The organism is Ruegeria sp. BF12 (genome assembly GCF_056538705.1).
Genome location: NZ_JBQFTP010000008.1, coordinates 102,088 through 127,535, shown reverse-complemented (window position 1 = coordinate 127,535; position 25,448 = coordinate 102,088). Strand labels below are relative to the sequence as shown.

General features: G+C 57.5%; 26 protein-coding genes. 16 read left to right on the top strand and 10 right to left on the bottom strand.

The features are described from left to right. Positions 1-102: 102 nt before the first annotated feature. The 3 genes from ACR0J0_RS14035 to ACR0J0_RS14025 all read right to left on the bottom strand — a co-directional run bounded on the left by ACR0J0_RS14035 (position 103) and on the right by ACR0J0_RS14025 (position 4,042). Positions 103-1,959: an SLC13 family permease gene (locus ACR0J0_RS14035; protein WP_480664846.1), complete on the bottom strand. Its 1,857-nt coding sequence runs from the start codon at positions 1,957-1,959 to the stop codon at positions 103-105. Positions 1,960-2,141: 182 nt separating this feature from the next. Further along, positions 2,142-3,065 carry an amidohydrolase family protein gene (locus tag ACR0J0_RS14030; RefSeq protein ID WP_480664771.1) on the bottom strand — a complete coding sequence of 308 codons (924 nt, stop codon included), beginning with the start codon at positions 3,063-3,065 and terminating at the stop codon, positions 2,142-2,144. Then, positions 3,062-4,042, bottom strand: a complete 981-nt coding sequence (locus ACR0J0_RS14025; protein WP_480664770.1) for an ester cyclase — start codon at positions 4,040-4,042, stop codon at positions 3,062-3,064. The genes ACR0J0_RS14030 and ACR0J0_RS14025 overlap by 4 nt, the downstream gene beginning before the upstream one ends. 186 nt (positions 4,043-4,228) lie before the next feature. On the opposite strand from ACR0J0_RS14025, the gene ACR0J0_RS14020 reads away from it, so the two are divergent. From ACR0J0_RS14020 to ACR0J0_RS13950, 15 genes are all read left to right on the top strand, one after another. Next, positions 4,229-5,302, top strand: coding sequence for an ABC transporter ATP-binding protein (locus tag ACR0J0_RS14020; protein WP_480664769.1), 1,074 nt, complete (start codon positions 4,229-4,231; stop codon positions 5,300-5,302). Between the two features lie 48 nt (positions 5,303-5,350). Further along, entirely contained in the window at positions 5,351-6,562 is a 1,212-nt protein-coding gene (locus tag ACR0J0_RS14015) for an ABC transporter substrate-binding protein (RefSeq protein ID WP_480664768.1), read from the top strand. A 71-nt stretch (positions 6,563-6,633) separates the two neighbouring features. Then, entirely contained in the window at positions 6,634-7,656 is a 1,023-nt protein-coding gene (locus ACR0J0_RS14010) for a carbohydrate ABC transporter permease (RefSeq protein ID WP_480664767.1), read from the top strand. Between the two features lies 1 nt (position 7,657). Beyond that, the gene (locus ACR0J0_RS14005; RefSeq protein ID WP_480664766.1) at positions 7,658-8,812 is read left to right on the top strand and encodes a carbohydrate ABC transporter permease; all 1,155 of its coding nucleotides are present in this window, start codon (positions 7,658-7,660) and stop codon (positions 8,810-8,812) included. A gap of 128 nt (positions 8,813-8,940) precedes the next feature. Further along, positions 8,941-9,471, top strand: a complete 531-nt coding sequence (locus ACR0J0_RS14000; protein WP_480664765.1) for an ester cyclase — start codon at positions 8,941-8,943, stop codon at positions 9,469-9,471. Positions 9,472-9,483: 12 nt separating this feature from the next. Then, positions 9,484-10,812, top strand: coding sequence for a histidinol dehydrogenase (gene hisD / locus ACR0J0_RS13995; protein WP_480664764.1), 1,329 nt, complete (start codon positions 9,484-9,486; stop codon positions 10,810-10,812). Beyond that, positions 10,809-11,861 carry an ester cyclase gene (locus ACR0J0_RS13990; protein WP_480664763.1) on the top strand — a complete coding sequence of 351 codons (1,053 nt, stop codon included), beginning with the start codon at positions 10,809-10,811 and terminating at the stop codon, positions 11,859-11,861. The genes hisD and ACR0J0_RS13990 overlap by 4 nt, the downstream gene beginning before the upstream one ends. After that, on the top strand, positions 11,861-12,625 hold the full coding sequence (locus tag ACR0J0_RS13985) for an SDR family NAD(P)-dependent oxidoreductase (protein ID WP_480664762.1): 765 nt from the start codon (positions 11,861-11,863) through the stop codon (positions 12,623-12,625). Before ACR0J0_RS13990 ends, ACR0J0_RS13985 begins: the two co-directional genes overlap by 1 nt. Further along, positions 12,625-13,668, top strand: a complete 1,044-nt coding sequence (locus ACR0J0_RS13980) for a LacI family DNA-binding transcriptional regulator (protein ID WP_480664761.1) — start codon at positions 12,625-12,627, stop codon at positions 13,666-13,668. The genes ACR0J0_RS13985 and ACR0J0_RS13980 overlap by 1 nt, the downstream gene beginning before the upstream one ends. Continuing rightward, entirely contained in the window at positions 13,665-14,654 is a 990-nt protein-coding gene (locus ACR0J0_RS13975; RefSeq protein ID WP_480664760.1) for a nuclear transport factor 2 family protein, read from the top strand. Before ACR0J0_RS13980 ends, ACR0J0_RS13975 begins: the two co-directional genes overlap by 4 nt. A gap of 192 nt (positions 14,655-14,846) precedes the next feature. Then, positions 14,847-15,812 carry a cupin domain-containing protein gene (locus ACR0J0_RS13970; RefSeq protein WP_480664759.1) on the top strand — a complete coding sequence of 322 codons (966 nt, stop codon included), beginning with the start codon at positions 14,847-14,849 and terminating at the stop codon, positions 15,810-15,812. Then, positions 15,809-16,411, top strand: coding sequence for a class I SAM-dependent methyltransferase (locus ACR0J0_RS13965; RefSeq protein WP_480664758.1), 603 nt, complete (start codon positions 15,809-15,811; stop codon positions 16,409-16,411). The genes ACR0J0_RS13970 and ACR0J0_RS13965 overlap by 4 nt, the downstream gene beginning before the upstream one ends. A 10-nt stretch (positions 16,412-16,421) precedes the next feature. Beyond that, the gene (locus ACR0J0_RS13960) at positions 16,422-17,546 is read left to right on the top strand and encodes a cobalamin-independent methionine synthase II family protein (protein ID WP_480664757.1); all 1,125 of its coding nucleotides are present in this window, start codon (positions 16,422-16,424) and stop codon (positions 17,544-17,546) included. Further along, complete coding sequence (locus tag ACR0J0_RS13955) at positions 17,543-18,238, top strand: alpha/beta fold hydrolase (protein WP_480664756.1); 696 nt, start codon at positions 17,543-17,545, stop codon at positions 18,236-18,238. The genes ACR0J0_RS13960 and ACR0J0_RS13955 overlap by 4 nt, the downstream gene beginning before the upstream one ends. Next, on the top strand, positions 18,235-18,930 hold the full coding sequence (locus ACR0J0_RS13950; RefSeq protein ID WP_480664755.1) for an RraA family protein: 696 nt from the start codon (positions 18,235-18,237) through the stop codon (positions 18,928-18,930). Before ACR0J0_RS13955 ends, ACR0J0_RS13950 begins: the two co-directional genes overlap by 4 nt. A 44-nt stretch (positions 18,931-18,974) precedes the next feature. On the opposite strand, the gene queF is transcribed toward ACR0J0_RS13950, so the two are convergent. The 6 genes from queF to ACR0J0_RS13920 all read right to left on the bottom strand — a co-directional run bounded on the left by queF (position 18,975) and on the right by ACR0J0_RS13920 (position 22,746). Beyond that, positions 18,975-19,439 (bottom strand): preQ(1) synthase, encoded by a 465-nt coding sequence (gene queF / locus ACR0J0_RS13945; protein ID WP_480664754.1) that lies wholly within the window; start codon positions 19,437-19,439, stop codon positions 18,975-18,977. Positions 19,440-19,456: 17 nt separating this feature from the next. Then, a complete protein-coding gene (gene queE / locus ACR0J0_RS13940) occupies positions 19,457-20,158 on the bottom strand; it encodes a 7-carboxy-7-deazaguanine synthase QueE (RefSeq protein WP_480664753.1) in 702 nt (233 codons plus the stop codon). Beyond that, positions 20,155-20,508 (bottom strand): 6-carboxytetrahydropterin synthase QueD, encoded by a 354-nt coding sequence (queD, locus tag ACR0J0_RS13935; protein WP_480664752.1) that lies wholly within the window; start codon positions 20,506-20,508, stop codon positions 20,155-20,157. The genes queE and queD overlap by 4 nt, the downstream gene beginning before the upstream one ends. Next, positions 20,508-21,206 carry a 7-cyano-7-deazaguanine synthase QueC gene (gene queC, locus ACR0J0_RS13930; RefSeq protein ID WP_480664751.1) on the bottom strand — a complete coding sequence of 233 codons (699 nt, stop codon included), beginning with the start codon at positions 21,204-21,206 and terminating at the stop codon, positions 20,508-20,510. The genes queD and queC overlap by 1 nt, the downstream gene beginning before the upstream one ends. A gap of 119 nt (positions 21,207-21,325) precedes the next feature. After that, on the bottom strand, positions 21,326-22,045 hold the full coding sequence (locus ACR0J0_RS13925) for an aspartate/glutamate racemase family protein (RefSeq protein ID WP_480664845.1): 720 nt from the start codon (positions 22,043-22,045) through the stop codon (positions 21,326-21,328). Between the two features lie 2 nt (positions 22,046-22,047). After that, positions 22,048-22,746: a GntR family transcriptional regulator gene (locus ACR0J0_RS13920; protein WP_480664750.1), complete on the bottom strand. Its 699-nt coding sequence runs from the start codon at positions 22,744-22,746 to the stop codon at positions 22,048-22,050. Positions 22,747-22,858: 112 nt separating this feature from the next. On the opposite strand from ACR0J0_RS13920, the gene ACR0J0_RS13915 reads away from it, so the two are divergent. Next, on the top strand, positions 22,859-24,553 hold the full coding sequence (locus ACR0J0_RS13915; protein ID WP_480664749.1) for a thiamine pyrophosphate-binding protein: 1,695 nt from the start codon (positions 22,859-22,861) through the stop codon (positions 24,551-24,553). On the opposite strand, the gene ACR0J0_RS13910 is transcribed toward ACR0J0_RS13915, so the two are convergent. After that, positions 24,514-25,434: a LysR family transcriptional regulator gene (locus ACR0J0_RS13910; protein WP_480664748.1), complete on the bottom strand. Its 921-nt coding sequence runs from the start codon at positions 25,432-25,434 to the stop codon at positions 24,514-24,516. The genes ACR0J0_RS13915 and ACR0J0_RS13910 overlap by 40 nt on opposite strands. Positions 25,435-25,448 lie beyond the last annotated feature (14 nt).

Genomic DNA, 25,448 nt, shown 5'->3' with positions numbered 1-25,448 from the left:
TGCTCTCAGTCAAACGGAAATTGACGTCGCAAACAGCGGCAATCCCGCGCCTTGTGAATCACCGCAGGAAGCTATGAAGAACCGTGCGTAAGAAAGGCGACCTCAGTACAACAAGTTGAGCATGAGCAGGGAAACAACGAGGAACAGGATCGTCATGACTCCACCCGAACGTACGAAATCCATGACCTTGTACCCGGCAGGGCCCATGATAAGCGCGTTAACCTGGTGGGTCGGAATGATAAAACTGTTCGAAGTTGATATTGCTACGGTCAGCGCAAACACGGCCGGGTTTCCACCGGCCGCCACTGCAATTGATACGGCCAGTGGCACAAGCAAGACGGTGGCCCCGACGTTAGACATCACAAGCGAAAACGCCGTGGCCAGAATTGCAACTCCAGCCTGAAGCGACCAGATCGGCCAACCGTCCAGAATTGTCATGATCTGTTGGGCGATCCACGCAGCCGTGCCAGTGTTTTGCACGGCTTGGCCCAAAGGAATAAGGCACGCGAGCAAAAAGACGGTGTTCCAGCCAACTGCCCGATAAGCCTCATCGACGCTCAGCACTCGCGTCAGCATCATTCCTGCGGCCCCGGTCAAAAGGCATAGCGATAGTCGGACGTCGGTGAACAATATCAGGGACAAGGAAATAGCAAAAAACGCCAAAGCCCATCCGACTTTCTGCGGTCTCAACTCATCCTGAGGGAAATCCGTTGTGACGACAACAAAATCCGGGTCTCGCTTGATCCGCATGAGGTTGTCCCACCTCGTATGCGCAACAAGCATGTCGCCCGCCTGGAACTTCTCAAGTCCGATTTGAGTGGACTCATGCGTTTCAGTCTCAACGTGACTAAGCGTCTCCTCGCCGCGATGGATGGCCAGAAGGGACATTCCGTAGGTTTTGCGGAAAAGCAGTTCGCGCGGGCATTTGCCAATCAGTTTGCTGTCGGGCGTTACGACAACTTCGGCAATACCGGCATTGGTCGGCGCAAACTCCTCCACGAAGATGTCCAGATCTGGCAGAACTGTTAGTCCGAATTTCTGGGCAAACTCCTCGACAACCCAGCGCCGACCGATGATTGCAAGCCTGCACGGCGCTGCAATCTCAGCCGTTAAAACCTGAACCATCGAGGTCTTGCCGCGATAGAACGTCGAAATAATGTACAGATGGTTTTCGTGGTTAATGTCAGCCAGAATTTGTCCCACCAATGGGCTCTCCGCCGGCACGATGACCTCAAAAACATCCGCTTTTAATCCGTAGACGCGTTGCAGATATTCCTGGGTCCCTTGTCCTGTTCCCGTGTTGTCGGACCCCACATCGCCCGGCAGAACCCAACGACCCAGAACCAGGAAGTACATGATCCCTGTCAGGATCAGGGCAATACCAATCGGAGTGACCGAGAACAGGCCAAACTGCTCTATTTTTTGACCGTCTGGAAGGCCTCTATTTGCCGTCTGGATCAGATCGTTCAGCAGGATTAGCGGGGACGAGCCAACCATCGTCATCGTGCCGCCCAGGATGGCACAGAATCCCATCGGCATCAGCAGACGAGATAGCGGGATACCCGATCTGGACGATATTCTGCTGACGACAGGAAGAAACAGCGCAGCAGCCCCGACGTTTTGCATGAACGATGAAATGACACCGACGGTACCCGAAACGATTGGCAAAACTCGGTTCTCGGACGTACCACCGTATTTCAGAATTACGGCCGCGACCCGGTTCATTATGCCCGTCTTGTCTAAGCCGGCGCCGACGATCATCACTGCGATTATCGATATTACCGCATTGGATGCAAAACCATCAAACAGGTGCGGAACATTTGCGAGGTTTTCGAGGCCCGGTGCATAGCTGAGTAGACCAATGACAACCAAAACAATTATGGCAGACAGGTCAATTCTGACGATTTCGGATACAAAGAGGAAAACGGTGAAAGCCAGGAGGGCGCAAACGACGCCCATCTCAAAATTGAAGGCCACCTGTTCCACAAACGTCACCGGGAATTTGTTCTTTCGTAAAAAGAACAATTAGACCATCGGCGCAGAGTTGTCATGATGTTTCAAAATCAGAGGCAGGAAAGAAACAAAATTACATCTGTGGAACCGGTTCGTAGGACGGCCGTCATTCCGCAAGGAACGAGCACTCAGGGCCTGACGCTGTTTGCTTTCGGAAGACTTGGCATCAAAATCGTACGTTGGCCAAAACGATAGAAACGATTGGCGGTCTCGTAGAACACAGCTGACTGTTTTTCGCCGGGAATGAGGTACTGGTATCTGGAAATGAGCTCACCGTAGGTGGAGCTGAGGCTGTCGACTGGAAAATTAGATCCGAACATGCAGCGCTCAGCGCCAAATTGGGTCAAACAAGTTTCCACAATCGGCTTGGCGTTCTGTGCGGTCCAATCATGGTCAAACATGCCGAGGCCCGAGAGCTTGCAATAGACGTTCGGCAAACTAGACAGCGTCTCCAGAGCGGCGGCCCACTCGTGCAACCCGCTTTCGGAACGGTCATGGGGTGACCCGGCGTGGCACAAGGCGACTTGTGTATTCGGTACTTGTTTCAATACCAAGGCCGTCTGCTCCATCAGTTCAGGCAGCAATTGGAGATCAAAGGACAGACCGCGCTCGCCCAGTTCGCGCAGACCAGCAAGAAATTTTGGGTTCGCGAGTAAAGTGTTAGTCCCCGTCTCAGCATCTTCGCCAGGTGACCGACCGACGATCTGCCGTACACCCCGCACTGACGGCAAGGTTTGCAGCCGATCCAGCTGGATCATCAGGTCGCCCGAGGTGAGGTCACAAAACGCAACTTGCACCAAAGGCCAGTCCCGATTCTGATCGGCAACGGTTTGCACCCATTGTGCTTCGGCCCACGGATCGGCGGCACCCACTTGAATGTGGACCGATGCGGAAAAGCCATGAGGTTCGGAATTCCCACGAAACTCGGGCAGCAGGTAATTGCGCTGAATTGGTGTCGGGTCGCCAAAGAAACGCTTGGCGCCCTTTTCCATCAGCCATGGGTAGTGCACGGCCTGCAAATCCCACAGGTGGTGATGTGCGTCGATCATCATGGAGTTTCGATTCCCGTTGTGCGGGCCAGAATATCAACGCCCTGCTGTTTCCAGAAGTGGAGAAGGTCGATGAAGATCCAGTTCTCTGCCAGCTTGTCACCGGCCCGGCGGTAGATATCGATGACACGAAACTCGCCAGCTGTCCCGGTCGCAGGCATCCCCATGAAGCCGCCCGTCGGAACGGCAGTGAAATTTGGCCAGCCGAAAAACCCGCCGTAATGGCCTTCGGCCAGACGACAGATGTGTTTTGTTTTCGTCCTGTCCGAGAAGGTGGCCCTGAAAGGCCCCGAATGTTGCTGCGCATAACGCTCGATCGTGTAGGTTGCGCCAATCCCTTCCGGGCCCCACCAAATCATGTCGTCCTGCCATGTTCGCGCCAATTCTTCGGTCAGAGAAAGGCCGCTGTCCCACTGACCCAGGTCCGAAATCATTGCGTTGATGGCAGCGAGGGTGCGCTGGCTTTCTTCCTGCGGCGCGTCCTCTGTCAGAATTCCGTCGTGGGTCAGAGGTCCGGGCTGGACGAGGTGAGCCGCCGTCTGTGGAGGGAAGGGGTTCTGGCCTGCCTGCACCATAAGATGTGGGATGTCGAAGTACATGGCTGTTTCGGTGATCTTTCCATCAGATACTTTGTTGAATTCGCAATACCGAAGAAAGGCCAGTTTTCCGGTGGGTTGTATGCCCAGCCAGGGTTCGTCAAACAGGCCCATCAGGTGCCCCATCGAGACCACCCAAATGCCAGCATCGTCGTTCAGTGAGTTCTGACCGGCGAAAAAGATATCCTGACGGCGCTGAAGGCGCTTCAGGCTGTGTTTCAACGGCTGCCAGAATGCGCGCGCCACCTGGTTGCCACCGCTGATTTCATTGAACGGGTGAAAGCCGCGCCACAGCAGGTTTTCGGCGCAAAATTGCTCCATCACTGTGGGCAATTCTGCGCTATCCGCGCTTGCAAGCGCCTCGTAGAACGAAGTGATCAGCATTTTTTCTTTTTGAAAACCCGCTGAATTATCTTGTTGTTGCAGCATGTTATGCTCGCCTTTGCCCAGAAATGAATCACTGCTTTGGCGTATTTTTGCATACGTATGCAAAAATGTCTTGCCAGAATTGATGAGTGCCGATTACAGTTTTGCAAACGTATGCAAAGCGAATCCTTTCCGGGGGGGACCATGGCGGAAATTCAACTGCGTAATGTCGGCAAGCGATGGGGTTCATTTGTTGGGGTCCACAATTTCGACCTGACAATCGCCGACCGCGAGTTTCTGGTTCTTTTGGGGCCGTCCGGTTGCGGCAAGACTACGACAATGCGCATGATTGCCGGGCTCGAGGATGTCACAGAAGGCGATATCCTGATCGACGGCAATGTGGTGAACGATCTTGAGCCCAAAGATCGGGATGTGGCGATGGTATTCCAAAGCTACGCCCTCTATCCGAACATGAACGTCTACGAGAACATCCGATTTCCGCTGAAGGTGCGCGGCATCGACCCGTCGACGCATGACGAGAAAGTGCGCCGTGCCAGTGCGATGGTCGAGCTGGACGACTTTTTGCATCGCAAACCTGCTGAGTTGTCGGGAGGGCAGCGGCAACGTGTGGCTTTGGCCCGCGCCATCGTACGTGAACCGAATGTGTTCCTGATGGACGAACCGCTTTCAAACCTTGATGCGAAACTGCGCGTGTCGACCCGTGCGCAGATCAAGAACCTGAGCCACGAACTGGCCGTCACCACAATCTACGTAACCCATGACCAGATCGAAGCCATGACATTGGCCGACCGTGTCGTCGTCATGAAGCAGGGCGTGGTTCAGCAGGTTGGCAGCCCGACCGAGATTTACGACCGGCCGGCGAATACGTTTGTAGCCAGCTTTATCGGCTCACCCGCGATGAACCTGATGGAGGGTGAGGTTTTGGGCGGGGTGTTCCGTGCCGAGAACGTCGCCATCCCGGTCGACGCGTCTGACGGCCCCATGACATTGGGGTTCCGTGCTGAAGACGCCAGCATTGCCGAAGGCCAAGGTCAGATTACTGCACCAATCTACACGCTGGAACTGCTTGGTGACGCCACCATGATTTCGGTTCGCGTGGGCGGTGCTCTGGTTTCCGTTAAGGCGGACAAGTCATTCCGCGCCGAGATTGGCGAGACGGTCTCGTTCTCGGTGCCAACAGATATCTGTCACCTCTTTGAAGCTGAAAGTGGTGCGCGGATTGGGGAGCAACCCCAAAAGCAGCCCGCACGGGCATAACAGCGGTCCGGACGTCGACGACGGACCGATCCTGACAGGGAGAAACGCATGAAACTCAAGACGATTCTTATGGCAGGCGCCATGTCGCTGGCAGCAAGCGGCGCATGGGCGGCTTGCGAATACGAAAACACCGTACCGCTAAAATCGCTTTCCGCCGGTTTTGAAGCCTGGAAAGCCGTCACTGACGCAATGGCTGAATGTGGCAACTTCAGCGCCTCGCTGGACCAGGAATTCCGCGAGAAGCAGCCCGAAGCCTTTGCGGCAAACCCCTCGCTGTATCAGATCGGTGGCGTTGCCAACGAGACGATGATCCCGTTGCTGAACGCAGGTTCGCTGCGTCCACTGGATGATCTGGTCGCAAAATACGGTCAGGACTTGCTGCCGAACCAGCTGATCAAGGTGGACGGCAAGGTTATGGCGATTGCCATGATGGTGAACGCACAGCACCTGATGTACCGCAATGACGTTCTGGCTGATCTGGGGATCGAAGAGCCCAGGACCTATGACGACGTTCTGGCCGCTGCTGCCAAGATCAAGGAAGCAGGCGTCATGGAATACCCGATCGGTGGCACCTTCAAGACTGGTTGGAACCTGGCTCAGGAATTCGTCAACATGTACATCGGCGAAGGTGGTGAGTTCTTTGGCGATGGCAACATGCCCGCGATCAACAATGAAAAGGGTGTCAAAGCGCTTGAGACCATGAAAGCGATGACCGAGTACATGGATCCGGAATTCCTGGTTTCTGACTCGACCTATGTTCAGCAGCAGTTCCAGCAGGGCAAAATCGCCATGGCGAACCTGTGGGCCAGCCGTGCCGCGGCCATGAATGACGAAGCTGAAAGCCAGGTCGTTGGCAAGGTTACCATGGCATCTGCACCGATGGGCGCAGCCGCCCCGTCGACCACCATTTGGTGGGATGGTGTGGTCCTGGCCGCGAACATGAGTGACGAAGAAGCGGAAGCCGCATTCCAGCTTGTTATGGAAGGCATTGATAGCGACATGGTCAGTGCCAACAACGATGTCGCCGTTTGGTTGAGCCCAGCTTACAAGCCGGGTGATCTGGCAGCCGGTGCAGCAGCCTCGGCGGAAAATGGCGCCAAGGCGTATCCCGCGTCGGCCCCGATGGGCGTTCTGCACAGTGCGCTTGGCAACGGGCTGGCCGACTATATGACCGGTGCCAAGGACGCACAAACAACACTGGCCGATATCGAGGCTTCGTACCTGACCGCTGCCAAAGAAGCGGGTCTGGTCAACAACTGATCCTCCCGGGGGAGGGCTCCGGCCCTCCCATCCTCGCCTGATCCCTCGAGAAACATGAGAAAGGCAGAGCCATGAACTTCCGGACATTTGCCGCCTTTGTCGGCCCGTCTGTCTTTATGATGCTTCTCTTTATTGCGTACCCGCTGATCAGCGTGTTCATGCAAAGCTTTTACATCACTCAGCCGATTTACGAGACGGTCGAGATCGAGACCTGCACGCCGGGTTTCCTGACGCAGACCTGTGTGACAGAGACGGTCTCACAGCCCAAACTGGACGAGCATGGGCAAGTCATCACTCAGACGCAATATGTCGGGCTGCAAAGCTATCGAAACGTGCTGGAACCGGAACGGGCATGGCGCGCGATCAGCGACGGCAATTGGAACGTGCTGTCAACCATCAACTTCTGGAAGGCGCTGCGCTTTACCCTGACATTCACTCTGATCACCTTACCGTTGGTTATCGGGTGCGGATTGGGCATTGCAGTTCTGATCAACAACGCCGCCAGGGCCATACGCGGGCCAGTGATTTTCGTCTCGCTGCTGCCCTTCATCATCACGCCCGTCATCGGTGTGTTGTCAATCAACTGGCTGTTTCGCGGAGACGGTATCCTGACCGCCTTGCTTGAGACGTGGTTGAACCGGGACATTGCCTTGTTTGCCCAGGCCTGGACGATCGAGGTGCTCATGATGCTCTATCGTGTCTGGCACGTTGCGCCCTTCGCCGCCATCGTGTTCTACGCCGGTCTGCAGACGGTCAACCAAGACAGCCTGGAAAGCGCTGTGATCGACGGAGCGACGCGCTGGCAGCGGATGAAATACATCGTCATTCCACACCTGATGCCCCTGATCATTTTCGTGTCGATGATCCACCTGATGGACAGCTACCGGGTGTTCGAAGAAATCGTCGGTTTCTCGAGCCAGGGCTACGTCATCTCGCTGCAGTGGCTGACCTATGATTTCCTTGTGCCCGATCAGGCCGGCAATCGGTCTATCAGCAGAGCCTCGGCAAGCGCCATGCTGACCATGATCGGGGTCGTCATCCTGCTTATCTTCCCGCTGCGCCGGACATGGCGTGATCATAAAGGAGGTCACTAAGATGTCTTCACGCGCGCTTCGCCAACCGTTCAGCCTGCGACTGACCTCGAATATCTTCCTCGCCTTCTGGTGCATCGTGGCGGTCTTTCCGATCCTTTGGATCACGGTCATGAGCTTCAAGTCACCGGTCGATGCCTTCGACAGCAACGCGCTGAACGTGATCTTTGGCCCTGCGACTTTGGCCAAAGGAAACGGGATATCGATACTCGACATCATTGTGGGCATCGCTGTGTTTTGGGGCACAATCCTCGTGTCGACAAAAACCCTGCCGACGATTGTAAAGTCTTACACCAAACCCGGACAGGCATGGTTCGGATGGATCATCGGTGTGCTGGTTGTTATCGTCGGCTTTCTGCTGGTGTTCTTTGTCATCATGCCAGCTGTTCTGAGCATTCTTAATCCGGTTTTCGGTCCGCTCGGGCGCGACGTGATGGGCCTGACGACCGAGCATTACAAAACAGTTTGGGTTGATCGCGGGTTCTCCAACAACTTCAAAAACTCGCTGATCGTGACCACCGGGGTGGTCACTTTGTCCCTGACGGTTGGGACGCTGGCCGGATACGGGCTTGCGCGCTCAGGGTCGACGCTGGCCTTCTGGATCCTGCTCATCGCGCTGATCTTCCGCGCATTGCCGCCTTCGGTCTTGGTTTCGGGCTATCTGCCAGTGTTTATCTCTTCGGCTGAATGGCTGGCCCCTATACTTGGGGACAATGCCCCGACACTTTACGGTAAACCTTTCGCGGTGATTGCCGTGCTGGTCGCGATCAACCAGCCCTTTACCATCTGGATGCTGCGGTCGTTCTTCCAGAACATCCCGGCCGAACTGGACGAGGCCGCCCGGGTGGACGGCTGCAGCCACTTCCAGGCGTTCCGCCGTGTCATTATGCCGGTGATGTGGCCGGGTGTGATCACCACCGGGCTGTTCAGCTTCCTGCTGGCGTATAATGACTTTTTGGTAACCTCACTGTTGCTGGATGCGCAGAACCAGACGATGGTTCCGGCCATCGTGGGGATGTTCAACCGCGAAACCACCACGACCGATCAGGTTGTCGCCGTGGCTGCCGCAGTGTCGATCACGGCACCACTGATCTTCCTTGTTCTGATCTTCCAGCGCCAGATCGTAAGTGGTCTGACCGCCGGAGCGGTCAAAGGCTAATGAGTAAAAACGCCCGACATAACGCCATCTCGCGCCACCCGGCGCTGAACAGGATGCCAAGGGATTTTCTGAGCATTGGGGCCTCACTCCCCAATCCCTCCCCCTAGGCAACCTGAAAGGATAGTAAAATGAAAGGTTCCCGCCCCGAACAAGCAGTCCTGAGCCGCGACACGGACCTCAGCAAAACCGAAGACACGCGCCGCGTGATCGAAACCATGGTAGATGGCCTCAACGACCACCGCATTGACGACATCGGAGAGTTCTTTTCCCAGGGATTCCGCTGGATGGGCAATCAGGGCTGCGGCACCAAAACCGGCCTGAAAGAGTTTCAGGATAACTGGCAGCGCCCGTTTCAGGCCGCGTTCTCGGACAAGACCTGCATTGATGAGGCGCGCCTTTACATGGGTGAATGGGCGGCTGCCTTCGGCCGACAGGAAGCGACCCATTCGGGTGAGTTTCTGGGCATCGCACCAACCGGCAAGCGGGTCGAGATCCGCTACATGGATTTCTGGAAAGTGGTCGATGGCAAGATCGTCGACAACTGGGTGAACGTCGATTTTGCGCATGTCGCGGCACAACTGGGCGTCGACCTGTTCAAAGGCGAAGGCTGGGAAGCATTCGACCGGGGAGAGAAGACTCCGCCCCGGCCCGAAAACTGAGGATTGATGAAAATGGCTATCGAATATCTCAAACGCGGCAAGTCTGATGCTGACCGGGCCGAAGACGACGCCAAAACCCGCGCTGTGGTCGAGGCGACGCTGAAAGACATCGAAACTCGCGGCGATGCTGCCGTGCGCGAACTGAGCGAAAAGTTCGACAACTATTCTCCGCCGTCTTTCCGCCTGTCGCAGCAAGAGATTGATGACCTGATCGGTCAGCTGACGGATCGTGAATTGGCCGACATCAAGTTCGCGCAGCAGCAGGTGATGAATTTTGCCCGCGCGCAACGCGCTTCGATGACGGATATCGAGGTTGAAACGCTGCCGGGTGTCATCCTTGGCCACAAGAATATCCCGGTTCAGTCGGTCGGCTGCTACGTCCCCGGGGGCAAGTTTCCGATGGTTGCGTCGGCGCATATGTCGGTGGCCACAGCTTCGGTTGCTGGTGTTCCCCGAATTATCGCCTGTACGCCTCCATTCAATGGCAAGCCCAATCCGGCTGTGATTGCCGCGATGCATTTGGGCGGCGCGCATGAGATTTACGTTATGGGCGGCATTCAGGCTATTGGTGCAATGGCGCTAGGTACCGAGACCATCGATCCAGTGCATATGCTTGTCGGTCCCGGCAACGCCTTTGTCGCCGAGGCCAAGCGCCAATTGTTCGGCCGCGTGGGAATCGACCTTTTCGCGGGACCAACGGAAACCATGGTCATCGCCGATGACACCGTGGATGCTGAAATCTGCGCGACAGATCTGCTGGGTCAGGCCGAGCACGGCTATAACAGCCCCTGTGTTCTGCTCACCAACTCGCGCAAACTGGCCGAAGGCACCCTGGCCGAGGTTGATCGCCTGCTGGGCATCCTGCCGACCGCAGGGACCGCGCAAGTGTCATGGGAAGATTATGGCGAGGTCATCGTCTGCGATACCTATGATGAGATGCTGGCCGTCGCCGACGATATCGCTTCGGAACATGTGCAGGTGATGACCGACCGGGACGACTGGTTCCTCGAAAATATGAGCTGTTATGGCGCGCTGTTTCTGGGTCCGCGCACCAATGTCTCGAACGGGGACAAGGTGATCGGGACAAACCACACTTTGCCGACGAAAAAGGCCGGGCGCTATACCGGTGGTCTGTGGGTCGGAAAATTCCTCAAGACCCACAGCTATCAGAAAATCCTCACCGATGAGGCGGCGACGCTGATCGGCGAATACGGCTCGCGCCTGTGCATGCTTGAAGGGTTCGTTGGCCACGCCGAGCAATGCAACATTAGGGTACGCCGCTATGGCGGTATCAATGTCCCATATGGCGAGCCCGCACCCTACCGGGATGCTGCCGAATGAGCGACAAACACACGCACCATAAGGCCCTGATCGAACCGCTCAGGGCTGCGATGTACGATTTCAGCGAGGCAGGCGTTCGTCAGGCCTTGGTTGAAATCACATCGCCGGACGCAGTGTTCCGTTTGTGCCATCCCATTGGCGACAGCGTTGGCAGCGACGCGTTCTACGACTCCGCTTACAAGGCGTTGCTGGACGCCTGGCCCGATCTGGAACGGCGAGACTACATCGTCATGGCCGGGCCCGATGAATTCGGGGCGGACTGGGTCGGAAGCGGTGGCTACTACACCGGCGTTTTCACGGGCCCCTGGCTCGATATCCCACCGACCGGCCATCAGGTCACGATGCGGTTCCATGAATTCTACCGCTTCGAAAACGACAAGATTGTTGAGATGCAGGCGCTGTGGGACATTCCCGAAGTGATGATGCAGGCAAATGCCTGGCCGCTGGCACCAAGTCTGGGGCGTGAATGGCACGTACCCGGACCGGCCACCCAGGATGGGTTTGTTCCCGGGCCCTATGACGCGGTGAAGGGAAAGCAAACTTGCCAGCATATCATCGACATGCTCATTCATCTGAAAAAGCATCCGTCGGAAGGCGGACCTGAAGTGATGGAGATGCAGCGTTTCTGGCACCCCCGCATGAACTGGTATGGGCCTTCCGGGATCGGAACCGGGCGCGGGATCGCGGGCTTCCGCAATTGGCATCAAGTTCCGTTTCTGAACGGGATGCCGGATCGCGGGAAATACGTGGAAGACATCACGTATCACTTTTTCGGGGATGGCGAATACGCGGCGGTAACCGGCTGGCCCAACATGATCCAGACCGTCACCGACGACGGTTGGCTGGGCATTGCGCCGTCGGGCAAGAAGATCACCATGCGCAGCCTCGATTTCTGGCGTCTTGAAGACGGTAAGATCCGGGAAAACTGGGTTCTGGTCGATCTGTTGGACGCGTACCGACAGCTTGGCGTTGACGTCTTTGCCCGTCTGCGAGAATTCAATAAGGCCCGAAATATCGGGCGGATTGAAATACCGGATGGAATGAACTGATGACTGAACTACCGCGCACCCCGTCGTTTTCCCTGAGCGGAAAATCTGCCCTTGTGACCGGAGCCTCCTCGGGCATCGGGCAGGGCTGCGCGGTGGCTTTGGCCGAGGCAGGGGCACATGTGGTTTGCGCAGCCCGAGGCGAGGGTCGGTTGAACGATACCGTGGCCGCCCTGCAAGAACAGGGTTGGTCCGCCGAAGCGTGTGTGTTGGATCAAGGTGACCTTGCGGCGGTAAAGCGACAATTCGAAACGCGCTCCTTCGACGTCGTGGTCAATTCGGCAGGTGTTGCGCGCCACGGCCCTGCTGTTGAAACAACGCCAGAGGATTTCGATATTGTCACAGGAGTAAACCTGCGTTCGGCCTACTTCCTTTCGGCCTACGCCGCGCGCGCTTTGATAGATGCCGGGAAGCGGGGGTCCATCATCCACATTTCCAGCCAGATGGGGCATGTCGGGGGGGTCGACCGCGCACTCTACTGCGCGACCAAGCACGGGCTCGAAGGCATGGTCAAATCTATGGCCATCGAATGGGGAAAGCAGGGTATCCGGATTAACACGGTCTGCCCGACCTTCATCCGAACACCGTTGACCCAATCAACGTTCGACAACCCTGAACGCGCCGCATGGATCATGGAAAAGATCAAGCTGGATCGCGTGGGGGAGGTCGAAGACATCATGGGCGCTGTCCGCTACCTCGCCTCAGACGCCTCAGCCTTGGTCACAGGCACCTCGATGTTGATTGACGGAGGTTGGACGGCAGACTGATGGCTGAAAAAGTAACATCCCTTCAGGTCGCCCAGCTTGCCGGTGTCAGCCAATCCGCAGTCAGCCGGGTTTTTACGCCCGGGGCGTCGGTCAGCAAGAAGACCGAAGAGAAAGTTCGTAAGGCTGCATCTGAACTTGGCTATCGTCCCAACGTTTTGGCGCGTGCGATGGTGTCGGGCAAAAGTCGCATCATCGGGTTGGTGGTCGCCTATCTGGACAACTATTTCTATCCCGAAGCGCTTGAGAAGCTGTCCAATGCCTTGCAGGAACAGGGCTATCACGTTCTGATCTTCATGGCCTCCAGAACCGCCGGAAACATTGATGACGTGATGGAGGAAATCCTCGACTATCAGGTCGATGGCGTCGTTCTGGCATCTGTTGCGATGTCTTCCGATATTGCCACCCGGTGCCAGCAGGCAGGCGTGCCCGTGGTTTTGTTCAACCGCAGCCAGGACCTTGACGGGATCACGTCGGTCACGTCTGACAACTATGCCGGTGGTCGCAAAGTCGCGGAATTTATGATCGCGGCCGGGCACAGTCGTATCGCCTATATCGCCGGTTGGCAGGGTGCCTCAACCCAGCGAGACCGCGAGGCCGGCTTCCGCGCAGCGCTCAGCGATGCGGATCAAGACCTGTACGCCCATGAAATCGGAGATTTTCACACCGAGAAGGCGCGTTTGGCTGCGCGTCGGATGTTCGATGTCGAGCCGCAAAAACGACCGGATGCAGTGTTCGTCGCCAATGACCATATGGCGCTCGCCGTCATGGACGTCATCCGTTTCGAATTGGGAATGCGGGTACCCGAGGATGTGTCCGTAGTTGGATACGACGACGTCCCACAGGCAGCTTGGCTTGCCTATAACCTCACCACCATTCGTCAACGGGCCAATCTGATGGTTGCCGAGACTGTCGACGCTTTGATGGATCATATTGGAAACCCGACAGCCGCCACAGCACGAAAAGTCGCGATTGATGGGCCACTGATCGTGCGCACATCAGCACGGTTGCCCAAAGGCTGGACTCCGCAAAGGATGAAATCATGAAAGGCTTTGATCCCAAATTCCGGGATTTTCCCGACTATATCATCGGCATCACCAAAGAGATTTGGGAAGACCGGGGTATTGCGACCCTGCACGACTATTACAGCGAAGACATTGTCGTGCGATCGCCCGGTTCAGTGGTGCTGGGCAATCAGAACGTAATCGGTGCGACCATGGCGACACTGGCCGAGTTTCCGGACCGGCAATTGCTGGGCGAGGACGTGATCTGGTCCGGCACCCCCGAAGAAGGGATGCTGAGTTCTCATCGTATCATCTCAACGGCCACGCATCTGGCCGAGGGCGTTTATGGCAAGCCAACCGGAACAAAGCTGCGTTATCGGATTTTGGCCGACTGCCACGCCATCGACAATCAGATCAATGACGAGTGGCTGATCCGTGACCAAGGCGCCATCGTGCGCCAAATGGGCTGGGACCCCAAGGAATATGCCGCCGATCTGATCGTCCGCGAGGGCGGCCCGGACAACTGCGTCAAACCCCTGACCCCCGAAATCGATCAGCCGGGTCCGTACAAGGGCCGCGGAAATGACAACGAGTGGGGCCATCGCTACGCCGACATTCTGACCCGGATCATGAATGCCGACATGGGCGCGATCGAGTCCGAGTATGACCGGGCCGTTCAGTCAGAATATGTGGGCGGCGTGACCGGACATGGCTGGGATGCAGTCGACCGTTTCTGGATGGGTTTGCGGGCGAGCTTCCCGAATGCCAAATTCAAGATCGAGCACCAGATCGGCCGCGACGACCCGGATATGCCACCCCGCGCCGCGATACGCTGGAGCCTTTGGGGCAAGCACGACGGTTGGGGCGTTTTTGGTGCGCCAACCGGCGCGCAGGTCTATGTCCTCGGTATCAGCCATGCGGAATTCGGCGCCCTGATTGGCGGCCAACCGCAATTGCGCCGCGAATACACTTTGTTCGACGAAACTTCGGTCTGGAAACAGATCCTGGTGCAGAGTGAGGAAGCCTGAGTGGCCCGCCCGGTCGCATATCGCATACTTGTGGATGGCCTGCGTGAGACCGGGACCCTTCGGCGCTACCATATGCACCGCCAAAGCCTACGTGCCCGGCGTTTGAACCTGCGTCCGCCGGGAGAGTGAGCGTGCGCGCTGCACAAGCACGCGAACCATCTTTCCTGAAAACGTAGCATCGGAACTTACAAAATGTCGAAATCAACCATCTCTTCCCGCATTGTTCGCTATGGTGAACTCCAACCGTGCAAAACCGCATTCATCGACGCCCACACGCCGGGCAGCGATCAGAAGGAGAACTTCACGATCATTGGCGGCGGTGTCTCGGAATCCCCGGATCAGCACGTGCACATCACCGACAAGATCGGCTTCAATATAGGCGCCGCGGGCCAGCCGCCGAAGTGCCGAAACTCTCTGCATAGCCACACGACGGCCGAGGTGTTCTTTGTGGCCAAAGGTCGTTGGCGGTTTTTCTGGGGGCGTTATGGAACGGCGGGTGAGTTCATTGCCGAGGAGGGCGATATCTTCGACATCCCGACCGGTATCTTCCGTGGTTTCGAAAACGTTGGTCAGGACTATGGCATGATCATGTCAATCCTTGGGGGTGACGATGCGGGCGGCGGTGTAACCTGGGCTCCGCAAGTGATCGAAGACGCGCAGGCGCATGGTCTGATGCTGGGCGACAACGGCGTTCTTTATGACAGCAAAAAGGGTCAGGAACTGCCTCACAATGTCCGCCCAATGCCGCTGCTGTCCGAGGAGGAGTTGAAAAACTACCCCGAGGTTCCGGTCGAAGAGGTCGTCGGAAAGTACGTCGCGCGCTATTGGGATTTGATGGCGTTGTCGGCCAACAAGCCCGCGCCGGTGATCGGTGAGAATAGCCTGATCAAGGACAAGCCCGGTTTCGAGGTCGACTTCCTTGGGCGTGGGTCCTGTATGACCGAGCCAGTGGCTGCAGATAAACCAGTTGTTCTGATGCCGGCCAGCGGCCATTGGCGTCTTTCGATCGACGGATATGAGGTTACCTTGTCCGCTGGTGATACAGCTTTGGTTCTTCCCGGCGAATCCTATAGCGTTCAACCCTCAATGACCGGGCAGGCAGGCCTGTACCGGATCACCGCAACCGATGACCCGGCAGGAGCGACCTGGACAGGATGAATGCAGACCCGCAAGACACCCATGCCGTCTATGAACGGCAAGCAACGGAATACGATAAGCGCCGTTCAAAGGCCTTGTTCGAAGCGCGCTGGTTGGCGCGCTTCACAGCCAGCCTCAAGCCTGGAGATCACGTGCTGGATCTGGGCTGTGGGGCCGGCGATCCGATTGCGCGCTGGTTCAAGGCCGAAGGCTTTGATGTCACGGGTGTCGATTTTTCCGAAGCGATGCTTGCCATTGCCCGCGACCGTTGGCCCGATGGCGATTGGCGGTTGGCCGATATGCGGGAGTTCGAATTGGGTCAGAAATTCGACGGTATCATCGCATGGAACAGCTTCTTCCACCTGACAGCGGAAGAACAAAAAGCCTGTATTGCCCGTATGTCCGACCACTTGCGATCTGGTGGCATGCTGATGCTGACCGTCGGTCCGCGTGCGGGCGAAGTTAGCGGCACGGTAGGCGAAGAGCTTGTCTATCACGCCTCTTTGTCGCCCGCTGACTATGCCGTGTGTCTGGAAGAAAACGGGCTGCTGATGACCGGGTTTCTGGCCGAGGATCCCGAAACCCAAAGCCATACTGTTCTGATGGCGCGAAAAATCTGAGGAGGCTCTGATGACCGTCAAAACCACACATGTTGGGTCTCTGCCACGTACGCAGGAAGTGGTGGACTTCATCTTCGCCCGCGAAAATGAAAAACCTTACGGCACTGACGCCTTTGATGCCTGCATGACCGACGCGGTCTCGGAAACCGTGCGCAAACAGGTCGAGGCCGGGGTCGACATCGTCAGTGACGGCGAGACCTCGAAGATCTCGTATGCGACGTATGTGAAGGATCGCTATACAGGCTTCTCGGGTGACAGCCCGCGTAACGCGCCGGCCGATCTGAAAATGTTTCCCAGCTTTTTGCAACGGTTGGCCAATGATGGCGGTACGCCGCAATACGCGCGTCCGATGTGTACCGGAGATGTGCGCTCGAAAGGGCAGGGCGAGCTTGAAAAGGACATCGCCAATCTGAAGGCGGCGATGGCGCAGCATGGTGCCGAGCATGGGTTCATGAACGCCGCATCGCCAGGCGTTGTTTCCCTTTTCCTGCAGAACGATTTCTACCCCACGCGTGAGGCCTATCTGGCAGCGCTTGCCGACGCCATGAAAGAGGAATACGAAACTATCGTGGCAGCCGGTCTGGATTTGCAACTGGATTGCCCTGACCTGGCCCTTTCGCGCCATATGTTGTTCACAGACCTCTCGGACGACGAATTCGTCAAGATAGCCGACATGCATGTCGAGGCGCTGAACCACGCGCTTGAGAACGTTCCGCAGGATCGCGTTCGCGTTCACATCTGCTGGGGCAATTACGAGGGGCCGCATTGCTGCGACATCGCGATGGACAAGGTGTTCAGTACGCTGATGGCGACCAAGTCGCGCTATGTGCTGTTCGAAACCTCAAACCCGCGTCACGCGCATGAATGGACGGTGTTCCGTGATCGCAAAACCGAGATACCTGATGACAAAGTTCTCGTTCCCGGTGTTGTCGACACAACTACCAACTTTGTGGAACACCCTGAACTTGTAGCCCAACGGATCGAACGGTTCACCGCCATCGTCGGTGTGGATCGGGTGATCGCTGGCAGTGATTGCGGTTTCGGAACTTTTGCGGGGTTTGGCGCGGTCGACCCTCAGATCGCCTATGCCAAGCTGGCCGCGCTGTCCGAGGGGGCAAAGCTGACTTCGGCATGACACCCTTGATCCTTTTGCCGGGCATGATGTGTGATGCCCGCCTCTTTGGCCCGCAGATCGAGGCATTGTCCAGCCGGATGCCCGTAATGACTTTTCCGTTGTGCGGTCACGATAGCGTTCAGGACATGGCGGCTGATCTGTTGCGACGCGCGCCATCAGTCTTTGCGCTGGCTGGCCTTTCGATGGGCGGTATCGTAGCGATGGAAGTGCTGCGGCAGGCTCCTGAACGTGTGGAAAGGCTGGCGCTGCTGGATACCAATCCACTAGCCGAAAAGCCCGAGGTCAAATCCCGCCGCGGCTCCCAGATGGCGGCGGTGGGCGAAGGTCGGTTGTGGCACGTCATGCGCGACGAGATGAAGCCGAATTACTTGGCCGACGGCCCGCGCCAAGGGGCCATTCTGGATTTGTGCATGGCGATGGCCACTGATCTGGGGCCGGATGTTTTTCTGCGTCAGTCGCAGGCGCTGATGGATCGCCCGGACCAGCGAATGACGTTGTCGGCCTATCCCGGTAAAACGTTGGTTCTGTGTGGGCGGGAAGATGGACTTTGCCCGGTTGAACGCCATGAATTGATGCATGACCTGCTGCCAAACAGCAGTCTCGAAGTCATCGACGGGGCAGGTCACCTGCCCACATTGGAAAAACCAAATGAAACGACAGCGGCTCTGATCCGCTGGTTGGAGGACACATGACGCCGTCCCTTTTGACTTTGCTCCGCGAGGTCGACACCCCCACCGTTTGCAACGCCATCGAAGTGGCGCAGGGCAAGCGTGGGTTCGACAGCTTCACCCGAGGCACCATGCTGTGCTCGGCACCTGATGAACCCGCTATAGTCGGGTATGCCCGGACAGCAAAAATCGCGGCGGTCAATCCACCAACCGAGGCGGCGGACGTCATTAAGACCCGCCGCATGGCCTATTACAAATACATGGCCGAAGCGCCCGGCCCCTCAGTCGCCGTGATCGAGGACGTGGATTATCCGGATTGTATTGGTGCCTATTGGGGCGAGATCAACACGACGGTCCACAAGGGGTTCGGTATGTCCGGAGCCCTGACAAATGGCGTTATGCGCGATCTCGGCGACGTGCCCGAAGGATTCCCCGTGGTCGCCGGGTCGGTGGGGCCAAGCCATGGTTTTGTTCATGTGCGCGAGATCGACACGCCCGTTTCGATCTTTGGCCTGACGGTCAATCCGGGTGATCTGATACACGCTGACCGTCACGGCGCGCTGGTTGTGCCGGAGGATGTGGTCACCCAGCTGGAAGGGGCAATCCAGAAACTGCTGACGACCGAGCGCATTGTTCTGGACGCGGCCAGTCAGCCGGGCTTTGACTTCGAAACGTTTCAGGCGGCTTGGGCAGCGTTCGAAAAAGCCAGAGTCTAAACTCCCGGCTTGTGGGTTTCGCCCACCGCCCAACTCTTACCGTCTTAACCGCGCCCGCGGTATGGGGGCACGCCTTGATCGGGAATCCAGACGCCTTCGGGCATTGGACCGGTTTGCCAGAACACGTCGATCGGAATGCCGCCGCGCGGATACCAGTATCCGCCGATGCGCAACCACCGGGGCTCCAGGAACTCTTGCAGGCGGCGCGCGATCGAAACCGTGCAATCCTCGTGGAACGCCCCATGGTTGCGGAACGAGCCCAGAAACAGTTTGAGCGCCTTGCTTTCCACCAACCACTGATCGGGCACATAGTCGATCACCAGATGGGCAAAGTCGGGCTGCCCGGTCATCGGGCAGAGCGAGGTGAATTCTGGCGCGGTGAAGCGCACATTGTAATCCACGTCTGCCTGCGGGTTCTGTACCCGCTCCAGCACGGCTTCTTCCGGGCTGGCGGGCATTTTCGTTTCACCACCCAGTTGGGTGAGGTTGCTGTAGATACTGTCGGTCATCTTGTCTCTCCTGCGGGTCAGACGCCGCGTTTATTGCCCCAGACCAGAACGTGTAGCTGAGGCAGAATGCGTGGTGTGAACCATCCGGCATTCAATGTTTTGTCGATCAGCCATTCCAAGCGGTTGGTGGCATTGGTTAGATCAACAGGGCTGGAGGGGTCGGTTTCAGGGTTGCCGGGCTGCAGATACAGCGGCAGGTCCGGATACTGATCGGCGACGTCGCGAGCCCAGTTGAAATCGGCGTCGTCAAAGACCACGATTTTCAAGGCCGTTTGATCTGGACGCTCAGCCAGGCAAGCTTCGAATGCGGCCCAGTTCATCTCCTCGCCACTGCTGGGCGGCTTCGGGCTGAGTACCAGAATTGCAAGGTCGGAAAACCACGGTTTGGCGATCGAACCCTGAGTTTCGCATGCAAAAGCATAGCCTCGAGAAACCCCATGCTTGATCAGCGGGCCAAAGTCCTGAATGGCAGGGTTGCCGCCAGACAGAGACACGGTCAGGGGCCGTCCACCTGAAAGACGCTGAACCTCCGCCCAGATGGCCTCAGTCTCCATCGCGGTCCAATCGTGGCGATAGGCGCTATCTACGGCATGCAGACTGTCGCACCAACTGCAGCGAAAATCGCATCCGCCCGAGCGCACAAAGACCGTCGGTTGGCCAATAAGCGCGCCTTCGCCCTGTACTGTGGGGCCGAAGATTTCGGAAATCCGTAGGGTCATGGGCGATACTCGGCCCAGGTCTTGGGTGTTTCGGACACTCGGACCGCAGCGGTTTCAGGCCACCGGTCAAAACACCAGTCAAAGAAATGCCGCGCGAGGTTTTCCGCAGTCGAGACCACGTTCAGCGCTTCATTCAGGTGCCGGTGATCAAACTCGTCATCGATATAGGTCTTGAGCGGTTTGAGCTCGTGATAATCACGCACGAACCCGTCGGCATTTAGATCCTTTCCGGCCAGTTCGACCACGACAATATAGTTGTGCCCATGCATGCGGGCGCATTGGTGGTCTTCCGGCAGGTGTGTCAGCTGGTGCGAGGCGGAAAAGTGGAACTCTTTGGTGATCCGGTACATCAGACCTGTGCCTCTGCAATGGCCGATTTCCAGAATTCGGCGTCTTCGTACTCGGTGGGGTCCGGTACGCCGGCCAAATCGAACGCCTCGCGCCGCTCGACACAGGTGCCGCAACGGCCGCAGTGAACATCGCCGCCCTTGTAACATGACCACGTCTGATCGAACGGAGTGCCTACACGAGCGCCCTCGGCAACAATATCCGCCTTGCTGCGGTGAACGAAAGGTACGTGCAGCGCCACATCCGCATAGCCGTCCAGCGCAGCTCGCTGCATGGCATTGAAAGCGCCCGTAAACGTGGGGCGGCAATCAGGGTAGATAAAGTGATCACCGCCATGCACGGCAGCAGCAACCGCGTCGTCCCCCTGCGCGGCAGCCACACCATATGCGACTGTCAGCATGATCGCGTTGCGATTGGGGACGACGGTTACTTTCATTGTATCTTCCGCGTAGTGCCCATCCGGTACGTCAACGTCGTCGGTCAGGGCTGAGCCGGTCAAAGACGCTCCGACCGACCGCAAGTCGATTACGTGATGGGGTACGTTCAGCCGTTCAGCACAGGCCGCCGCGAAAGAAAGTTCCTTGGTGTGGCGCTGGCCATAGTCGAAGGACACAAGCCGCGAAAGATGCCCGTCCGCCGCCAACACATGTGCCAGCGACACGGAATCCAGTCCGCCTGAGCAGACCAAAGTAGTTTTCATTTTTTCAGTCCTTGTTTTGATAGCCGGGTAGGCTGCGACCGGCGGGCGGGACGCATAAGGACTTTTGGCGACAAGCGCAATGCACGTCTTGGTGCGTTTTTTGAACGCGGGCGCTTTGGTCAGGCCTCAGTGAAGCGCGGCGGCACGAGTCCGGCCTGAAACCAACTGACCAATGTCACAATGGAAAAGACCGGCAACCCCGTCGCTTGCCGAATATCTGCCGCGTAAGGGCACATATTCGTGCACTCTAAGACGATGGCGCCCAGGTCAGGATTTTCGGATTGCAAGGCCAGCGCAGCGTCAATGTTGTCGGCGCGAGCTTTGTCGATGTCCAAAGTCAGTTCGTTCCCCAGAATCGCGCGGGTGAATTCGCTCCCGCCTTCTGTAGTGCCGATGGGTGTCCCGTCGGGCACCTGGGCGCTGCGCAGGTGATCTTTGGTCAGCGTGGATGCTGATATCGTCAGAATACCAGCGCGTTTCCCGGCGGGAAGAATGCGGTTCACCATGTCGACCTGCATCAGCGAGGATGTCACGACCGGGACCGGGACCGCCTCTAACAGTTCTTGCTGGAACAGGGACAGGAATCCGCAATTTGTGGTGATGCCATCTGCACCATCTTTGACCAGTTCGCGCGCGGCGTCGATGAACGCATCCAGCATACCTTCGGCCCTGTGCCGGACCACCCGATCCGGCGAGGCTTCCCGCACGATGCGGTAGAGCACCGGAAACGGCCATGTCAGCGCATTCCCCATATCGCCGGGGATTCGAGGGAATTGGGCATCCAGCATGAGAATGCCAACAGATGCGCCGTATATGGATTTTCCGCCTTGGGCGATCATCATTATGCCTCCTCGATGATGCGGGCCGAGATGTCTTCGGACCCTTCCATGTAGATGCTGGAAATCCCGTGGCGTACAGCGTCCTGCACCTGATCCATACGTTTGGCAATGTGAGCGCCCAACACATGTGCAGCCTCATCCGCCTCGCGGTTGAGAAGGGCCTGCATGACCCGCTTGTGTTCGTCCTTCGAACGCTGAACCCGGTCCAGACTCATTGAAATCCAGCGGATATAGCGGATTCGCTCGTTGATCCGGATCAGGGTCTGTAGCAGTTCGTTGTTGCCGGACAGGTTGGCGATGCCCAGATGGAATGCCTCGTCCCTGCTGACGGCTTCTTCGATCGTCAGGCCGGTGATTTCAATGCCTGTCGCATAAAGCTCATCATGCAGCGCCTGAAGTTCTTCGTCAGACGCTTTTTCACAGGCGGCACGCACAGCGGCGACCTCGATGATCTGGCGCAGTTCGAACAGGTCAAACACGCTTTGCGCATCCAGCGGGCGGCAGAAAAACCCCTGGCCGGGGCGAAAATCGAACAGCCGTTCGGCGACCAGCCGGTTCAACGCTTCTCGCAAGGGGGTCCGACTGACTCCCAGTTCTTTTGATAGCGCTACTTCGTTCAACCTGTCGCCGGGCCGAAGCCGAAACGAGACGGCCATCGCCTTTACCTGATCGTAGATGTTGTCAACGCGTGGACCTGCCATGGAAATCGTCCTTTTTCCTTCGGCCCACAGGTGCCACAGGCCGCGCTTGAAATCAATATACAAAACTGTATACAGTGCTGTGTGCAGATCGAACATAAAGGAATCACAAGCCATGACAGGGACGAATTATCTGACCGGAGCCGAGGCGATGGTGCGCATGCTTGAGGCGCATGGCGTGAAGCACATGTTCGGCTTGTGCGGGGATACCACATTGCCCTTCTATGACGCGTTGGCGCGGATGGATCACGGAATTCAGCACATTCTGACGCGGGACGAACGGCACGCGGCTTACATGGCGGACGGCTACGCCCGTGTGACCGGCAAGCCGGGTGTGTGCGAAGGTCCGTCCGGAGGCGGAGCGACTTATATCCTGCCAGGTGTGGTCGAAGCCAATGAAAGCTCGGTTCCCATTCTGGCGATCACCTCGGATGTCGCCACGACAAGCCGTGGGAAATACCCTTTGACCGAGTTGGATCAACCTGCACTGTTCAAACCGCTGGCGAAATGGAACGCTTCGCTGGATGACGCGGCACGATTGCCAGCGATGGTGCGCGCGGCGTTTCGGGCGATGACAACCGGCACACCGGGTGCAACTCATCTAGCTCTGCCCTTCGACACGCAAAAGGGGCAGGTGGACGAAGCCGAGATTTGGGCGGATGCCCGACACCGCAGCTATCCGGCTGAGCGAGGCGGTCCTGATCTGGATGCAATCGAAGCCGCCGCTGACATTCTTACCAGGTCGAAGTCTGCCGTCATCGTATGTGGAGGCGGGCCGGTTCTGTCCAGGGCCACTGATGCGTTGCGCCGGGTTGCGGGCCTGTTGGACATACCCGTTGCGACGACTGTTTCCGGGCAGGGATCGATTGCCGAAACCGACCCGCTCGCGCTGGGCGTTGTGGGCTCCAACGGAGGCGTTCCGGCGACTCGGGCCGTTGTGGATCAAGCCGATGTCGTCGTTTTTGTCGGATGCCGTGCGGGGTCGGTCACGACGGAACGCTGGCGCAGCCCCGCGCGGGATACCACAATCATTCATATCGACAGTGATCCGATGGTCATCGGTGCAAACTATCAGACCGAGGTGGCTATTTGCGCCGATGCCCGGCTTGCGCTTGAGGCACTGGCGAGCGCCTTGGAGGCGCGGAACGATCTGCCCAACCTGGGCGGTGCTGCCAAGGCCCGTGCGGCGTGGGAAGCAAAGATGGCGGCATTTGCCCCGCTTGCCGCCAGCCGGGAAACTCCGATCCGGCCCGAGGCCGTGATGGCCTCGCTGATGGATATTCTTGATGACGATGCGATTGTCGTCGCTGATCCCGGTACGCCTTGCCCCTATTTCAGCGCCCACTACCGTTGGCGCAAGCCAGGGCGACACTTTATCACCAACCGGGCACATGGTGCGTTGGGGTATTCATTGGGGGCTGCCATGGGGGCGCACGTGGGTCGACCATCGGTCAAGACGCTGGCGGTGATGGGCGACGGTTCCTTCGGTTTCACTTGCGGTGAGTTTGAAACGATGGTGCGACACAACATGCCGATCACCTCGATCGTGTTCTCAAATTCGGTCTTCGGATGGATCAAGGCAGGTCAGGATGCGGGTTTTGGTCAGCGTTATTACAACGTTGATTTTAACCGGACCGATCATGCCGCCGTCGCCTCGGCCTTTGGTGTCAAATCATGGACTGTGAAAGATCTGGATGACCTGAGCAAAGTCCTGAAGAAAGCCGTTGAGCATAATGGTCCGACACTGGTCGACATTCATTCTCAGCAGCTTCACGAAGCCGCGGCTCCGGTCTCCGAATGGGTGGCATAAGACGCAATCGACGGGGTCAACTGGGCCAGAAACTCCTGCGCGATCGTCGATAGTGGCCGTCCCTTGGCTGTGATGATGGCAAGGTCCAGCGTCACGGCCGGACTAAATGGGCGGGTCTGGTACCCGCTCTCGCCATCGAACGTGACCGTGAAAGGGTCGATCATTGCGACGCCCATACCCTGTTTGACGAAACTCAACAGGTTCTCGGACAAATGCGTGTGAATCCGGGTTTGCCACGATCGCCCAGCGGCCTGAAAGATGTCGCGGGTTCGACGGTGGGTCTGATGTTCGGGGCCCATGACGATGAAGGCTTCATTTTCCAAAAGCTCTGGCGTTAACACGTCATAAGCGGCCAAATGGCTGCCTTCCGGAAAGGTTACCACCGTTTCGAAGTGAAAGACCTGATAGTTCAGTGTGTCGTGGAGAATTGGCATCTCGACGATGCCGATCTCGAACAGGCCGGAAATGACCCATTCCTGAATTTTTGAGGAATACTGCGATTGAAAGCTGACGGACAGGTTGGGACGTGATTTGGCAAATCGCGCAATCTCTCGCGGCATAAAGCCGAACGATAGAAGATGAGGGGCCGCCACCTGCAATTGCCCGGGATGCTTGTTCTGCAGATCAGAAACGGCCTGAGCAACGTGATCCAAGCCGCGCACCACAGTATCGACCTCGCGATACAACAGCTCTGCCTCGGGGGTCGGTAGCAGCCGGCCCTTGTTGCGTTCGAACAGAGGCAGCCGAGCTTCTCGCTCCAACTGCGCAAGCAGGTTGCTGATGCCGGGTTGTGAAATTCCAAGCACCGATGCGGCCCCAGTAACGGTTCCGGTTTCCATAATGGCGTGAAACGCCTGCAACTGACGAAAGCGCAGCGACACGGTTTACCTCATCA